The organism is Salinimicrobium xinjiangense DSM 19287, from assembly GCF_000423585.1.
In the GTDB taxonomy this organism is placed as follows: domain Bacteria; phylum Bacteroidota; class Bacteroidia; order Flavobacteriales; family Flavobacteriaceae; genus Salinimicrobium; species Salinimicrobium xinjiangense.
The window spans coordinates 47,714-64,317 of record NZ_AUIG01000002.1 but is presented as its reverse complement, the minus strand read 5'-3'; the positions used below and the strand labels follow the sequence as shown (position 1 = coordinate 64,317).

General features: G+C 42.2%; 13 protein-coding genes. 6 read left to right on the top strand and 7 right to left on the bottom strand.

What is annotated here, in order from left to right:
- Positions 1-49: 49 nt before the first annotated feature.
- The 6 genes from bglX to G564_RS0102425 form a co-directional block, all read right to left on the bottom strand.
- Positions 50-2,362 (bottom strand): beta-glucosidase BglX, encoded by a 2,313-nt coding sequence (gene bglX / locus G564_RS0102450; RefSeq protein WP_029036260.1) that lies wholly within the window; start codon positions 2,360-2,362, stop codon positions 50-52.
- A gap of 24 nt (positions 2,363-2,386) precedes the next feature.
- Positions 2,387-3,703 (bottom strand): glycoside hydrolase 5 family protein, encoded by a 1,317-nt coding sequence (locus G564_RS0102445; protein ID WP_029036259.1) that lies wholly within the window; start codon positions 3,701-3,703, stop codon positions 2,387-2,389.
- Positions 3,704-3,783: 80 nt separating this feature from the next.
- On the bottom strand, positions 3,784-4,980 hold the full coding sequence (locus G564_RS0102440; RefSeq protein ID WP_029036258.1) for an AGE family epimerase/isomerase: 1,197 nt from the start codon (positions 4,978-4,980) through the stop codon (positions 3,784-3,786).
- On the bottom strand, positions 4,980-6,143 hold the full coding sequence (locus tag G564_RS0102435; RefSeq protein ID WP_029036257.1) for a glycoside hydrolase family 130 protein: 1,164 nt from the start codon (positions 6,141-6,143) through the stop codon (positions 4,980-4,982). Before G564_RS0102435 ends, G564_RS0102440 begins: the two co-directional genes overlap by 1 nt.
- A 35-nt stretch (positions 6,144-6,178) precedes the next feature.
- On the bottom strand, positions 6,179-8,014 hold the full coding sequence (locus G564_RS0102430) for a sodium:solute symporter family protein (RefSeq protein ID WP_029036256.1): 1,836 nt from the start codon (positions 8,012-8,014) through the stop codon (positions 6,179-6,181).
- Between the two features lie 15 nt (positions 8,015-8,029).
- A complete protein-coding gene (locus tag G564_RS0102425) occupies positions 8,030-9,175 on the bottom strand; it encodes a glycoside hydrolase family 26 protein (RefSeq protein WP_051205263.1) in 1,146 nt (381 codons plus the stop codon).
- Between the two features lie 187 nt (positions 9,176-9,362).
- Between G564_RS0102425 and G564_RS0102420 the strand changes: the two genes are divergently transcribed.
- The 4 genes from G564_RS0102420 to G564_RS0102400 all read left to right on the top strand — a co-directional run bounded on the left by G564_RS0102420 (position 9,363) and on the right by G564_RS0102400 (position 13,730).
- Complete coding sequence (locus G564_RS0102420; RefSeq protein WP_029036254.1) at positions 9,363-10,235, top strand: AraC family transcriptional regulator; 873 nt, start codon at positions 9,363-9,365, stop codon at positions 10,233-10,235.
- Positions 10,236-10,249: 14 nt separating this feature from the next.
- Positions 10,250-11,245 (top strand): glycoside hydrolase family 5 protein, encoded by a 996-nt coding sequence (locus tag G564_RS18380; protein WP_051205262.1) that lies wholly within the window; start codon positions 10,250-10,252, stop codon positions 11,243-11,245.
- Positions 11,246-11,616: 371 nt separating this feature from the next.
- A complete protein-coding gene (locus G564_RS0102405) occupies positions 11,617-12,822 on the top strand; it encodes a glycoside hydrolase family 27 protein (RefSeq protein ID WP_029036253.1) in 1,206 nt (401 codons plus the stop codon).
- Between the two features lie 320 nt (positions 12,823-13,142).
- Positions 13,143-13,730 carry a lipid-binding SYLF domain-containing protein gene (locus G564_RS0102400; RefSeq protein ID WP_029036252.1) on the top strand — a complete coding sequence of 196 codons (588 nt, stop codon included), beginning with the start codon at positions 13,143-13,145 and terminating at the stop codon, positions 13,728-13,730.
- Positions 13,731-14,057: 327 nt separating this feature from the next.
- Here the strand turns inward: G564_RS0102400 and G564_RS0102395 are convergent, their stop codons facing one another.
- Complete coding sequence (locus tag G564_RS0102395; protein WP_029036251.1) at positions 14,058-14,834, bottom strand: SDR family NAD(P)-dependent oxidoreductase; 777 nt, start codon at positions 14,832-14,834, stop codon at positions 14,058-14,060.
- 194 nt (positions 14,835-15,028) lie between these two features.
- On the opposite strand from G564_RS0102395, the gene sqr reads away from it, so the two are divergent.
- Both sqr and G564_RS0102385 read left to right on the top strand, forming a co-directional pair.
- Positions 15,029-16,258 (top strand): type III sulfide quinone reductase, selenoprotein subtype, encoded by a 1,230-nt coding sequence (gene sqr / locus G564_RS0102390; protein WP_029036250.1) that lies wholly within the window; start codon positions 15,029-15,031, stop codon positions 16,256-16,258.
- A 27-nt stretch (positions 16,259-16,285) separates the two neighbouring features.
- Positions 16,286-16,594, top strand: coding sequence for a TusE/DsrC/DsvC family sulfur relay protein (locus G564_RS0102385; RefSeq protein WP_029036249.1), 309 nt, complete (start codon positions 16,286-16,288; stop codon positions 16,592-16,594).
- The last annotated feature ends 10 nt before the right edge of the window (positions 16,595-16,604 follow it).

The window sequence follows — 16,604 nt, the reverse complement described above, 5'->3', positions numbered from 1 at the left end:
AGAGTATTTAAATTTTGAATTTTTCCCGGAAGTAAGGAATTCGCCTTGATTATTCTTCTCCCAAAGTAAAAGAAGTCTTCAGAGTTTCTACCGAATTACCACCGACGAAAACTTCAAATTCTCCCGGTTCCACCAGGTATTCTCCCTGATTATTATAGAAACCAAGCTCATCTTCAGTCAGCGTGAAATTCACTGTTCTTTTTTCACCCTTCTTCAGCTCTACCAATTCAAAACCTTTAAGTTCTCTTACAGGTCTTACAGTGCTTCCGTAGAGATCACGAATGTACAGCTGCACAACTTCCTTTCCGTCGTAATTTCCTGTGTTGGTAATATCTACAGTAACCTGCACATCCTCTCCTATTTCGAACTGGTCTTTGTTCAGCTTTAGATTGTCATACTTGAAAGTAGTATAGCTCAACCCGTAGCCAAAGGGATAGAGGGGCGTATTTTCCACATCCATATAATGTGACCACCATACCATTTCTGCTCCCGGTTGGGGATCTTCGGGACGGCCGGTATTTTGATGGTTGTAGTAAATAGGCGTCTGACCTATGTTCCGTGGAAAGGTCATTGGTAGTTTTCCGCTGGGGTTGTAGTCTCCATAAAGTACCTGCGCAACAGCGTTACCTGTCTGTGTACCCAGCTGCCATGCCTCAACGATGGCGGGAATATTTTCTGCGGCCCAATCAATAGCAAGAGGTCTTCCGTTATTCAAAACCAGCACTACATTCTTATTGGCTTTATAAACTTCCTCCAATAGTTCCTGCTGTACGCCGGGAAGGTCAAGGTTTGTACGACTTCTTCCTTCCCCACTCTGGAATCCGTGCTCTCCAAGTACAATTACAACTACATCTGCACTTTTCGCTGCCTTAACGGCTGCAGGGAATCCGCTTTTGTCTGTAGTGTTGAATCGAACTTCAGTTAAAAAAGACTCATTTCCTACAACCAGCTGAGCCCCCTTTACGAAATTAAGTTTATTCCCTGAATACTTTTGCATCCCTTCAAGTACAGATACGGCTGTATTGTCGTCTGAAGCTATTCTCCAGCTTCCAAGCGGACTGTTCTTATCATCTGCAAGATCTCCAATCAAGGCTATATTTTGTCCGCTTTTCTTCAGCGGAAGTAGATTTCTTTCATTTTTCAGAAGGACGATCGACTTTTTAGCCATGTCCAGTACAGCTTCCTGATGTGCAGGATTTCCAATCACCTCTTTTTCTCTTTGCGCGTCAAGATACCTGTAGGGATCATCCATTAGACCCAGCTCATATTTCACCCGGAGAATTCTTCTCACGGCATCATCAACAAGGGCTTCTTCAAGCTTGCCTTCATTCACAAGACCCACGATCTCGTTTACATAAGAATAGGCTTCCATATCCATGTCTACCCCGGCTTCAACCGCTTTTTTGGCAGCCATTTTCTCATTTTTCACGAATCCATGAACAACCATTTCTTCAATTGAAGCATAATCTGAAATTACAAATCCGTCGAAGCCCCACTTTCCTTTTAGAATATCTCTGAGGATAAACTCATTACCGGTTACAGGGATCTCATCCAGCGTATTAAAACCGGTCATAAAGGTTCTTACTCCGGCTTCTTCGGCAGCTTTAAACGGTGGCAAAACCATGTTGTACAAAGTGGAATTTCCCATGTCTGCCTTATTGTATTCACGGCCGGCTTCAGCAAAACCATAACCCGCAAAATGCTTTGCAGTCGCAGCCACTGTTAATGGATCTGAAAGATCTTCTCCCTGGAAACCTTTAACTCTGGCAGCGGCGATCTTGCTCCCCAGGTATGGATCTTCTCCTCCGCCTTCCATCACACGGCCCCAACGGGCATCCCTTGAAATATCGACCATGGGCGCAAAGGTCCAGTTGATCCCCGAGGCAGCAGCTTCTGCGGCACCAACTTCAGCCGATCTTCTTATGGCCTCAATGTCCCAACTGGCAGCTTCAGCAAGGGGAATCGGGCTAAGTGTTTTGTATCCGTGGATCACATCAAAACCAATGATAAGCGGAATTCCCAATCTTGACTCATTAACTACAATTTCCTGAACCGCCCTTACCTGATCGACTCCGCGAACGGTGAGCATAGAACCTACGCGGCCATTTCTAAGATGTTCATACTTCAAAGCAGCATCCCCGTCTTTTGGTGCAGGACCGGTCACTTCCCAGAAACCATTGTATTGGTTCATTTGCCCGGCTTTTTCTTCCAGGGTCATGATGTTCAACAGCGAATCGATTTTTGCTTCTATACTGTCGTTTAAAGATTGTGTGGGATTCATATTTCGATCTTGTTTTCCGGAAAATCCGCTTAGGAACACGACGGAACCTAACAGCAGAAAATATAAACTGGTTTTTTTCATTGTTTTGGATATTTCTTTTCTAAATTATTTCTGAACAGCTTCAGGATTTATTATTTCGTTGTATTTCTTGATCAGTTGAAGCGTAGATTCATCCTGTGCAAAAACAGTGTTCAAGCCCTGTGGTTCTTGTGGTGGATCTCCGCTGAAGTCGTCTCCTATTTCCCATTTTCCGCGTTTCTGATCGGTTCTGGCAAATCCGCCAAAGCCCCAGAAATTTGCTCCTGCCAATTGTCCTTTGTTCTCGTAACTCTCCTTCAGTTTCTGAAAAAGAGCTTGATAGAATTCATCCCTGTTCTCTACGGATGCACTTAAAGCCAGACTTTCCTTTTCCCTCGGAAAACCAAATTCTGAAAGAACGATAGGCTTATTGAGCTTTTGTGCTACTTCCACGTGCTCATTTATATAGTCGTAGGCATTGTTTATAGAAACCTGCAGACTTCCTTTTTCATCTTCAATATCATACCATCCCCAGTTCTTGGGCCACATGTGAGCGGTCAAATAGTCTATTTTGGGACTGGAATGCAAACTTTCAAACTCATTTAGATCCTGCAGATAACTGGCTTTTCCTTCAGCTCCTGTAGAGACAAGAGTATTTGGATCTAATTGATCGAGAAGATCAACTACTTCCGCAAGCCAGTCTCTAAATGGCTCCCTGTCTTCTTCGGTAAAAATACGGGGCTCATTAGCCACCTGCCATGACATAATGGTGGTGTCATCGGTATATTTTAGTCCGGTGTACTCATTGGTCCTGCCAATGATAAATTTCACGTGGTCCATAAAAGCTTCCCGACAAGGAGTACAAGTGTGGAATTGCTGGGTGTACTGGAAATAATCTTCCCAGGAATATTTCTCCAGGAAAGGATTTGCCACTTCGCCATAGCCGTTCCACTCGAGATAAGCCGACATTCCGCCAGACCATATCCAATTGTTGTTGAGGTAGAGCACAGCATACATATCTCTTTTCGCCATTTCGGCTAAAAGAAAATCAAGACCATCAAGCAGGTCATCGTTATACTCTCCCTGTTTTGGCTGCAAAGCAGGCTTTACCTGAAAATCCTGAGTACCGCCTTCGGCACCCACAAGGATCCTTAGGTTATCAATCCCATGGCTCTTCATAAGGTCAAGCTCCTTAATAAGCCTTTCCCTGTCTCCTATGTTTCGGGCGCCTATAAGTGGCCCGTACCAATAATTTGCACCTACAAAGTAATAAGGTTCACTGCCTTTGTAAAAGATCCCGTCTTTTATAGTAATTGGAGCAGGTCTGTTTTCTACGTCTTTCACACTGCCACAGGACGCGAGAAAAATTGCTGAAGCCAGTGCTAAAAAGAATATTCTCTTCATATTATTAAAGCTTTAATTGGAAGGTTAAACATTTTTGATATTTCATAAAGTAGAAGTGGTTCTTCTTTTTGCACACTTCTTTATGCTTTATTAGTTAAAACCATACATGCACGGGAGTTGTGGTAAGGACATTTCCACATGCCCAGTTTATCTTCCTGCTTGTAAGGTCGGTAATTTTCGTCTATTCTAAAGAACCATTCGCCATTCTCGTGGTCGATAATATTTTCCCTGGTGAATTTCCAGATATCATAGAGCGCATCTCTGAATTTTTCCTCTCCGGAAATTTGATATGCATATTCGAGTCCGACCATGGCTTCTGCCTGCGGCCACCAATGCCGGTCTGTATCTGTTGCTCCGGAATCAAGATCTTTATCATTGATCACGCCTTTGCCGGGAACATATGCTTCCTGAAGAAAAGTCTTTGCAATGGGCACGGCAATATCTTCTGTTTTTCTGATCAACGATTCTTCTCCTGAAGCCTTTGCAGCCTCGATCATAAGCCAGATTGCTTCTATATCGTGTCCAAAGGATACAACTTTCCCTTCCGGGTTCCACTGATTATCAAAAAACAGCTGAAAATGCTGCTGTTCGGGATCGTAAAATTTCTCAAGGAAAAGTTCGATCAGGTTATCAAGAGCTTCTTTGACTGCTTCAGCTTTTGTGATTTTGTAGAGTGTAGTGTAGGCCTCCAGCACATGCAAATGAGTGTTCATGGTTTTAGCTGAATTCCTGTCCTTTTCGCTGAGCCGCATGTCTTCAATTGGAGACCAATCGTCCTGAAAAGCTTCCAGATAGCCGTTAAATTCCCTTTCCCGGGCATGTTTTTCTATGAGATTAAATAATTCCAGTGCAAAATCTCGGGCCTCTCCAACTTCAGAAAGAAGATAATATTCTGAAAGTGCATAAATGGCAAAAGCCTGAGCATAGATCTGCTTTCTTCTGTTTACGGGATTCCCTTCGGCATCAACTTCCCAAAATACCCCTCCGAAAATGTCATCCTTAAAGGCCCTTTTTAGATACCCGTATGCACGATCGGCTAAAGATCGCAGCTCGCCCTCTCTTTCATTTTTATGATAAGCAACTGCCGAAAAAGTCCAGAGGATGCGGGTATTGAGAATGATACCTTTGGAAGCACCCGGCACTTCCTTATTATAATGATCCCTTTGCCCGACAAATCCGCCGTTTCTTTCATCCACGCTGAAATCCTTCCAGTATTTCAGGATGTTTTCCAGTTCTTCGGAAAGCTCGGACTTAAATTGTGCTGTGTGATCTGCCATTACTTCAATTCCTTGTTCCTGTTTACAAGATCTAAGATCGCATTTACCGATGCCCTTGAGGTCAAACCATCTGCAGGAGTGTTCTTCACATAGTCCAATAATTTTTCCACGGTAGAAACCGCAACATGGCAACGGGTGTCTGAAGATGCGTAATAAATAAATACTTTTCCGTCTTCATCTTTTATCCATCCGTTTCCGAATAAAACATTGGGAACATCTCCAACAGTCTCCTCGTAATTGGGAGCCATAAAATATCCGGCCGGCTGGTAGATCACTTTTGAGATATCGTCAAGAGCGGTCATAAAAAGATATAGCGTATAGCGAAGGCCTCCGGCGGTATTTCTTACGCCATGGGCGAGATGCAGCCAGCCTTCTTCAGTTTTTATGGGCGCAGGTCCGAGACCATTTTTCAATTCATAAACGGTGTGATAGATCTTGTGGTTGATGATCTTTTCATCTTCCAAAACAGGATTTGTGATGTCTGTGATGTACCCAAGACCGATTCCGCCGCCTTTGCCTACCTCAATGAATCCATCCTGGGGACGGGTGTAAAGAGCGTATTTTCCATTTACAAATTCCGGATGCATCACCACATTTCGCTGCTGTCCTGAAGTGGAGATGAGATCGGGCAGCCTTTCCCAATTCAGGAGGTCTTTTGTTCTCACGATTCCGGCATTCGCAACTGCTGCGCTGGTATCGGGATTGGTCTTATCTTTGCGTTCTGTACAGAAGACTCCGTAGATCCAGCCGTCGTCATGCTGCGTAAGTCTCATGTCGTAGACGTTGGTGTCCGGTTCTTCAGTTTGCGGCAGTTCAACAGGTTTGTCCCAGAATTTGAAATTATCAAGTCCATTGGGACTTTCGGCCATTGCAAAGAATGACTTGCGGTCATTTCCTTCAACTCTCACTGCGAGCACGTACTTTCTGTTCCACTTGATAGCTCCAGGGTTAAAAGTGGCATTTACGCCAATTCTTTCAAGTCCCAGCGGATTGGTAGCAGCGTTGAAATCATACCTCCAGTGCAGGGGAGCATGAGCTGCTGTGATCACCGGGTTTTGATACCGCTGTACAATTCCGTTTGATTTGGCAACAGGTGTGTTTGGAGTTTGAAGGAATTCTTTATGCTCCTGTATGAGTCGTTCGTATTGAGGAATTTTGCTCATTACTTGTGGTTGTTAGTTTAATTTTATTTGTAGGCTTATTTTATGTTTACTCCTGCTTCTTTTTTGATATGATCCCACCAGTTTTTCTTCAGGATGAAGAGACATATCAAAAGCACGAGAATTGAAACTATCATTGAGACATTTTCATGTAGAATGAGATAAAGCGGAATTAGCACCAGTAAGGTTTGTGCAATCACACCTATCAATACATTGAACATATCTCTTGAAAAATTCCTGTTTCTGCTCACTTCCGGATTTTCCCGCTTTACTTTTTCCAGAATAGGCTTCCAGAAGCCCCACGGGCGGGTCTTCAGATAAAAATCCTTCAGAATACGATCATCAGTTGGAGGAGCAGTGTAGGTTCCAATGATACTTCCGGCTATGGAAATAAGGAGGATCACGGGGAAGTAATATAAATCCAGAGTATCTGTGATCAGAGGAAAGATCATAGCGGGAATAATTCCTGAAACCATTCCCCAGAAATATCCTTCTCCATTGAAGCGCCACCAGTACCATTTAAGGGTATTTGAGATCACATAGCTTCCGTAGAGGGCAGAAACGATCCACTGCAAAATAGAATTCACGTCAAGAACGAAGAAGCCGAGGATAATACTGATGCTCACTACAATGACCCCGCTTCCGTAGTTCATTTTCTTCACTTCCTTTTGGGAAGCATCGGGCTTATATTTTAGGTAAATATCATTTACCAGGTATGCCTGTGCAGCATTCAAGGTTCCCGCAAAAGTGGACATGAAGGCAGCCAAAAGTCCGGCTAACAATAATCCCAATAATCCCACCGGAACGAACTGGCCTATTGCTGCAGGCAGGATCTTCTCGAAGTCGAGAATCCCTGCGGTTTCCAGCCTCAGGTCGTCGTAAAAGAGAATTGCGAGGACAGAAAAACCACCCACCATTAAGTATCTGGTAGGGATCAAAGCAGCAATAGAGAATGCACTCATTTTAGCGGCTTCCAGAGGACTTTTGGTGGATAGAATTTTCTGCATATCATAATTAGGCGCAGGTCCTGCTATACTGGACAGGATTCCTTTGAAGACCATGAGCATAAAGAACAGCCCAAAAAGAGAATATTGGTCTGATGCTATTTTGGCATTCACCTCGCCAATTATTCCGCTCCAGTCAATGTCCAGTTCCCAGCCAAAAAGAGGATTCATCCAGCCTTCAGGTACATTTAGAGTGCTTTCTCCCATCGCCTGCCATGCGATCACTGCAATAGCGATAGAAGAAACCGTCATAATGGAATACTGCAGGAGGTCTGTCCAAACGATCCCGGACATCCCACCTAAGATTGAATAAAAAACAGCGAACATGGTGAAGACAACGCCGTAGAAGTGTGGGATATATTCCGCTGGAACATTAAATGGAATGTAAGCTGAAACGATCTCCCAGGGAATAAAGATCTCCACGAACTTTCCTAGGCCGATGAAACCGTAAGCGAGGAAACCAAGGCAGCTTAAAATGGCAAAAATGACGATAATGCTATGAGAGCGATTCCCTCCCTGACCTTTGCCAAAGCGAAAATGTATCCATTCTGCACCTGTGGTCACTTGCGATCTCCTAAGCCAGGTCGCAAGAAAGACCATCAAAAATACCTGATTAAAAACCGGCCATAGCCATGGAATCCAGATACTCTTTAAACCGTATACAAAAGTGAGCGTCACCAGCCACATCGTTCCGGAAATATCGAACATCCCCGAGGCATTGGAGAGACCCAGCATATACCACGGCAGGTCTTTCCCTCCCAAAAGATAATCATCCTTACTTTTTTGAGCTTTCTTTCGTAATGCCAGCCCAATGAGGATAGTGCCAATCAAGTAGGCTAAAATTATTGCTATATCTAAACCTTGTAACATTGGGGCTATCTTCGGTTAATCTATAATGTCTTCCACCTCATCCAGGAAGAGGATGTCTTCCAGTTCTGCGAACTCTTTAAAATCCTGTGCGGATATCTCACCGGGATAGGTGGCAAAATAATGTGAGGGCCTGGCATTCCTCCATAAGAGCAGCCATGCAGCGCCTGAGTCTTTTATTCCGGGATACAAGGTTGTTGTCCACCAATTGGGGTCTTCGCCAAAGTTGTTGTTTCCTGTTTCTGTGAGCGCAAAAGGTTTACCGGCTAGCCGGGCTTTCTTCCTAACTATCTCCAGATTGCTTTTTACATCCCTGGTAAAAGCTTCGTTTCCGCTGTGGTTGTAGATATCCACGCCAAGAATATCGACGAATTCGTCTCCCGGATAGTATTTGTCAAATTCCTCTTCGCTGCTAATGGTATTGGGAGAATATGCATACAACAAGCTATGAACGTTGTTCTGCTTTAACAGCTGCTGAGTCTCCTTCCAAAGCTGCTTGTAATCTTCGGGAGTTAGGTTGTCTCCGCCCCACCAGAACCATGACCCGTTCATTTCGTGATACGGCCGGAAAACAACAGGAATAACATTGCCGCTTTTATCTTTTAAAGAGTTAAAGAAATCTGCCAGTCTTTGCACCCAGAGTACATATTTTTCACGTTGTTCCCCGCCCTCCAAAATGGCAGGAACCGCCGGAGTCTTATCCCAGGAACTGCCATTAGTGACCGGGTTATCCAAATGCCAACTCATGGTTATAATTGCTCCTTTCTCATACAGCTGCTGAATGTGGTCTCTCATCAAATCAAAAGAAACGGTATCGAGGTTGTGCGGTCTTCCCAGCTCAATATGGCCGATGTCATAGCCATGGACTGCGGGAAAATCTCCGGTAATCTGCTTTATATCGCTCCGCAGCAGCTTTGGCTCGTCTTCATGTTTCCAGCCAATTCCATAAGCCGTAGCGTCCTGATGTCCAAAAGCGATCCCTTTTTTTGATATTTTCTGAATATTGTGATACAATAACTTTGTAGCGTTTGTTGCTTCTGTATCGGCCACCTGTATGGCATTAAAATCCACTCCTGAAGCGGATTTACATGCGATCAACTGAAAAACAAGCAACAGGATAAACAGCCTTTTAACAATATATTTTACGTCTGGTGTAGTTTTCATGCTTCTGTTTGACAATATAGGTTACATTCAAAAATCTTAGCTTATATTTAACTGCAAGAATTTGCAGATTCCGATTCTTTGGACTTATAAATTATGACATTCAAATTTACTTTGCCCATTGTGATTTGATTAATATGATTTTGTCATTTAATAATGAAATTTTTTCCAGAACATAAATTTTCAAGAAATGACCCCTCAAGTGCACCGGGAAATCACCCCTCTGTCCCCAGAAGATAGTTTCCTGGTTTTTGACAGGGTGAAAGACGATTTTGACTTTCCCATGCATTTTCATCCGGAATTTGAACTCAACTTCATCCTGAATGGAAAAGGTGTGAGAAGAGTGATAGGTGACAGCATGGAGAATATTGAGAATGTTGAGTTGGTGCTTGTAGGGCCGAACCTGCAACACGGCTGGGAACTTCACAATTGCAGGAATAAGAACATCCATGAAATAACAATACAGTTCCATAATGACCTTTTTGATGAGAAGCTTTTAAGCCGAAGGATCATGAAACCTATTAGAGATATGTTTGAACGTTCTGCTCATGGAATCCTGTTTTCAGAAAAGATTGCAGAAGAAGTAAAACCTAAGATTCTGCAGCTTTCAAAGATTGACAGCATAGATTATTTCCTCGAGCTCATCTCGATTCTTCAGGACCTGGCAACTTCCAGGAATCAGCGGTTGCTTTCTTCCTATACGTCCATTAATAAAGATTTCGAGAACAGCGACAAGATCAAGATCATATATGAGTTTGTTCAGGAAAATTATCAATACAAAATTTCCCTGAATGAGATCTCAGAAATGGTAAATATGAGCCCCGTTTCCTTTAACCGGTTTATCAAGAAAAGAACCGGAAAAACACTGATAGAATATGTAAACGACACCAGGATTGGCTACGCGTCACGATGGTTGATTGAAAAAGATCTGAGTATTGCTGAAGTTGCCTTCAAATGCGGTTTTAATAATATCGCCAATTTCAACAGGGTATTCAAAAAGAGCAAAAATTGCACTCCTTCCCAATACCGGGAGGAATTCAGTGGAATCAAAAGAGTACTTTAATCCTATTTCTTCCCATGAAGCTTCTTAAGATCCCTTTTCTGCCGCTACTTTTTTCAATAATTAATCTTAGCTGTTCTTCCACTAAAGAAGTTTCGGAGAAAACGGAGGAGAAGACTTCTCCGGTAGCTATAAATGGACAACTTGCTGTAAAAAATGGAGCTGTTGTGAATGCTTCGGGCGAAGTAGTTCAGCTTAAGGGTATGTCTTTGTTCTGGAGTCAGTGGCAACCGCAATTCTACAATCGGAAAACTATAGAGAATCTGGTAGAGGATTGGAATATTCAGCTTATTAGAGCTGCAATGGCAATAGAACACGAAGGATATCTTGAAAATCCGAAAAGAGAAAAAAGGAAGGTCGAAAAGGTAATAGAGGCCGCTATAGATCTTGGGATCTACGTAATTGTAGACTGGCATGATCACCATGCAGAGGATCATTTGCCACAGGCTAAAAAATTCTTTTCTGAAATTGCCCAAGAATATGGCAAACATCCAAACCTCATCTACGAAGTATATAATGAGCCACTTAATGTCTCCTGGTCACAGGTGTTGAAGCCTTATCACGAAGAGGTTATAGCGGCTATTCGCCAACATGATCCCAATAACATCATAGTCCTCGGCACTCCTACCTGGTCACAAAGGGTAGATCTTGCTGCTGAAGATCCTGTAGACGGGGACAACCTTGCCTACACCCTTCACTTTTATGCAGGAACCCACGGGCAGGAATTGAGAGATCTGGCCGAAATAGCAATGAAAAAAGGCCTGGCACTTTTTGTCACAGAATTTGGTACTACAGATGCCAATGGGGATGGCCCTGTTTACGAACAGGAAACTGCAGACTGGATGGAATTCATGGACCTACATAAGCTCTCCTGGGCCAACTGGTCTGTTGCTGATAAAGATGAATCTTCGGCAGCATTTTTTCCAGGGACGACTCCTTCAGAAATCAACCGGAAAGAAAACATTTCAACTTCAGGAAAAGTCGTGAGATCATATTTGATGCCTGTGGATTAATACCTTTCAAAAAGGTGCTTCCAAATGCCTTTTTTGGAATGCATCTTTAGTAGTGAGGAAATTGTTTAATGCGTATTTGTATATTCTCAATTAAGAGATTTCCTTTTAAGAGATCCGGAAAAAATATCATCATTAATTGATAAAATAATATTAGCAACAGCTTAACGGGTGCTTTAAATTTGATAACGTAGTTCCTTCTGGCATTGATCTTATATATCATAATGCATCCTGGATATCTTTGAAGAGGGCGGTTATCCTCTTCAATCAGCTATTGAGCAGCTTTGGTTTAAAAGATAATATAGAATGGATTTAATATTGAAATATTCCCTCGTGTAGTTTTGGCGGGGATTATTTTTTAAAACTGAATTAAAATGAAAAAAATAAGCCTCCTGTTACTCTTTACACTCCTTAGTTTAAATGGCTTCTCCCAGAAGTTTGACGGCATTGCAGAAACACCTCCCATGGGATGGAACAGCTGGAACACATTTGCTACAGATATCAGTGAACAACTGGTAAAAGACATCGCCGATAAATTTGTGGAATTAGGCCTTAAAGATGCCGGCTATGAATACATCGTCCTCGATGATGGCTGGATGGCCATGGAGCGGGATGAGAACGGAGATCTGGTACCTCATCCTGAAAAATTCCCCAACGGAATGAAAGCCGTAGTAGACTATGTTCACTCCAAAGGACTTAAATTTGGTTTATATGGTGATGCCGGCACAAAGACCTGTGCAGGTTATCCGGGAAATCGTGGGTATGAATATCAGGACGCAAAAAAATATGCAGAATGGGGTGTAGACTTTTTAAAGTATGATTGGTGCAGCACAGGGAAACAAAATGCCGAAGCCTCCTACACCACAATGCGGGATGCCCTTTACAAAGCCGGCAGGCCTGTAGTGCTTAGCATTTGCGAATGGGGAGATAACCAGCCCTGGACCTGGGCACAGGATATTGGTCATATGTGGCGCGTTACCGGAGATATCATTAACTGTTGGGATTGTGAAGTTGGTCACGGTTCATGGTCCTCCTGGGGTATCTGGCCAATCATTAATATGCGTGGCAATATTCGTAAAGCAGCTGGCCCCGGGCGCTGGAATGATTATGACATGATGGAAGTTGGAAATGGCTTTAGTGACGCCGAAAACCGGTCTCACTTCGCTATGTGGAGCATGCTTGCCTCTCCGCTTATCATGGGTAATGACCTGAGAACAGCCTCAAAAGAAACAGTTAAAACCCTTTCGAATAAGGAAGTCATTGCTGTAAATCAGGATAAACTTGGGATTCCGGGTTTGAGGTTTACCAACGAAGGTGACTTTGAGATCTGGGTAAAACCTTTATCTAACGGGGAGTGGGCAATGGCTATTGTGAATATGGCTGATGCACCCAGAAACCTCAATTTTGACTGGCAGAAGCATGAAATTGGAGACGATCTCAACAACAGAAGACTGGATGTCAAAAACAATATTTTCAAGATTCGGGACCTTTATAATCACAAAGAAATGGGTGATACCGGCGAAAGTTTGAAGGCTACAATAGGCTCTCATGATGTCCTAATGATACGTCTTAGAAAATGAGTTAGTGAAATTATTAGAGGCTGGTTATAAAGCTAGACATCCTGGAATCTAAAACCGTAAATATCTTGAACTTTTTGACTTATTAAGGTTTTAAATCACTTAAAAACTTTTGGAGAGGGATTGTTCATTCGTAATGGTTTTTCCCTTACAAGAAGCTCTGTAAAACTACGGAAGGATTATTTCATCTGTTGAGCAACGTTAATCTAAGAAAGTTAAATTCTTCTTTTCAACCCCTTAAAAAACAGTGAAATAACCTGTACTTAACAGTTTTGAAGTAAGAATTTCATAATTTCAGATTTAAACCAAAAAAGAAGAAGATTATGAAATTGAGAAGTTTTTATTCAAGTGTACTTCTAGTACTGTTTATCTTTATTGGCGGAGATCTTACCGCACAAAATGATAGAGATAAGAAGACCAAGCCTGCAGACGAGATCGTCGATAAGGATGAAAGACAGGCATTAAAGAATGATGCTGAAAAAGCATTGAAAAAATTCAAAGAAAAAGATCCGCAGCTTCAAAGCCATCTAGACGGCGCAGCGGGTTATGCAATTTTTCCGAATGTAGGTAAAGGTGCCTATATATTAGGTGGTGCTGCCGGTAACGGAATAGTTTACGAAAATAGAAATGTTGTAGGTTACACCGAACTCAGACAAATAGATATTGGTTTCCAACTGGGAGGACAGGCTTTTAGCGAGCTGATCATCTTTAGGACTCCTGAAGCCCTGAAAGAATTCAAAGAAGGAAATTTTGAGTTTGAGGGAAGTGCTTCTGCTGTTATCTGGGATAAAGGTAGAGGTGAAGCCATTCAGTTCCAGGATGGTGTTGGTGTGGCATTGATGCCGAAAGCCGGAGCCATGGCAGGAATATCTGTAGGTGGACAAAAATTTAACTATGGTGAAGTCCAGTAAAATTTTTTACAAACTTGTCTGCTCTGATTTTTCATTTTATGTTCGAAGTAAAATCTCCGGATTAAAACTTTTCAATCCGCTGGGCCTTTTTGTCTTTACCGGAAAGCACTGCGTACTGCTTACTCCACATTGCCCGCTGCCACTATCCGGATCCTGTAATTATCATGTGACTGGATTTAAAATATGTATGTCATCCCTCCGGGCTCTGGTAATGGTTCTTTTAAAACGCGGGGTTAAAACCCCGGGCTACCAATATTTTGTCCCCTCTGGGGCTTTCTTATTTCTGAAACACACTGCCTACTGCCCACTGCCCACTGAATACTAACTTCACGCTCCCTGTCCCATATTTTGCATTAGTCCTCCATCCACTACAAAGGTGGAGCCGGTTACATAATCAGAATCAGAAGAAGCAAGAAAAACAGCCATTTTGGCTATTTCCTCAGGTTTTCCGGCGCGTTTCATTGGTATGTGTTGCACCTGCTCTTCCCGTGTTTTCTTGTCATCTATTGCTTCCTGGTTCATAGGAGTAAGGATCATTCCGGGGGCTATGTTGTTTACATTAATGCCTTCTTCGGCTAGCTCCAGTGCCAGTACGCGGGTAAAATTTCTTACACCCCCTTTAGATGCACAATATTCAGCCGTACCTGGTGCGGGAATTTCTTCATGTACAGAACTTACATTTATGATCTTTCCCTTATTCTTCTTTTTCCGGAGCTCCTGAATGAATTTTCGGGTACAGAAAAAGGTGCCGTAGAGGTTGGTTTTTATGGCCCTATCGAAAATTTCTGTAGACATGTCTGCCACCTTTATTCCCTGCCCGTCAATTGCTGCATTATTCATAAGGATATCAAGTTTTCCAAATTCCTCAAATATCTTGTTGAACAATTTTTCCACCTCTTTTTCTTCAGAAATATCTACTTGTGAGACAAGTCCTTTTCTTCCGGTCTCTTCTACCTTTTTCAGTGTTTCCTGTGCTCCCTCTTCATCTGTATGATAAGTGACTACGACATCGGCTCCTTCTCTTGCAAACTCAATGGCTGAAGCTCTTCCAATGCCGGAGTCTGATCCTGTAATAAGAGCAACTTTTCCTTCTAGTTTTCCCATAGCTGATTAATTTATTGTTGATTTTCAGTAATTTATAAGCTAACAAGTATATTTCAAAGCTCACGTTAAGGAAAAGATAATTTAACCCGAAAAAATCTTCATTTAATTCCCTAAAATTAATTTATATGTAACATATGTTACATATAAAAAGAGTTTCAGGTCTTAAATTTATATTGTTCCTTAAATGCTGAATCATGAAGAATTTAATAATTCTCGGAGCCGGTACCGCAGGTACTATGATGGCAAATCACCTACGACCTAAATTAAAAAAATCAGAGTGGGGAATTACGGTAGTAGACCAGTATAAAACTCACTATTATCAACCGGGATTTCTTTTTCTCCCTTTTGATATTTATTCTGAAGAGCAGGTAAAGAAAATTGGAAGGAAATTCATTCCTAAAGGAGTAAAATATGTTCAGAAGAAAATTGAACAGATCTTTCCGGAAGAAAACAGAGTGCAGCTCGAGGATGAAACTCTTGATTATGATCTTTTGATAATTGCCACAGGTTCCAAGATCGCTCCTGAAGAAGTTGAAGGCATGAAAGCTGAGAACTGGCTAAAAAATATATTTGATTTTTACACTTTTGAGGGCGCTTTGGCCCTGCGGAATAAACTAAGAGAATGGGAAGGAGGGAGAATGTTGGTTCACCTCACCGAGATGCCTATAAAATGTCCTGTAGCTCCCCTTGAATTTGCATTTTTGGCAGATTCTTATTTTAAAGAAAAAGGAATACGTGACAAGGTTCAGATAACGTATGTGACCCCGCTTTCTGGAGCATTTACAAAAGAAACCTGTTCCACTGCACTTGGATATCTCTTAAAGGAAAAGAATATTGGGTTGGAGATAGACTTCGCTATAGAAAGCGTGGATAATGAAAATAATCTCATTATCGATTATGGAGGCAGAAAGATTCCTTTTGACCTTCTGGTTACGGTGCCTACTAATATGGGAGATGAAGTGATAGCCCGTTCAGGGTTAGGGGATGATCTAAATTTTGTACCTACAGATCCTCATACCCTTCAGTCTAAACACCATGAAAACATTTTTGTGATAGGGGACGCGACAGATGTTCCTGCATCAAAAGCCGGATCTGTAGCTCATTTCGAGGCTGAAACCTTAACAGATAATATTCTGCTGTACATTCAGAATAAGCCTCTCAAACCTGAATTTGACGGACACGCCAATTGCTTCATTGAAACCGGAAATAATAAGGCCCTGTTAATAGATTTCAATTATAAACAGGAACCGGTAGCGGGAACTTTTCCTATTCCGGGATTAGGCCCATTAAAATTACTTAAAGAAAGTGTTCTGAATCATTGGGGTAAGCTCGCCTTTCGATGGATCTACTGGAATATGCTCCTGAAAGGGCGGCCAATTCCTCTCGTTAGCAGGAATATGAGTACAAAGGGTAAAAAGATTTAAGACAAGGTATAATTTAAAAATAATGATATGGAAACTCTAATTGCAGGATCAAATGTAAAAGTAAACCAGGAAGGTTATCTACTCGATTTTTCTCAATGGAACAGGACAATAGGTGAACAAATAGCACAGGCTGAAGGAATAGTGATGACACCTCGTCATTGGGAGGTGATCGAGTGGCTTCAGGAACAGGTGAAAGCCGATAAAGCTCTTTCAATAAGGGGTATAAAAAAGAGTGGGGTACTGGATATTAAGGAATTCTATGCCTTATTCCCGGGAGGCCCCCTTAAAATCTCTACCAAAATTGCGGGAGTACCTAAGCCAAAGAGTTGTATCTAATTAAACTTTA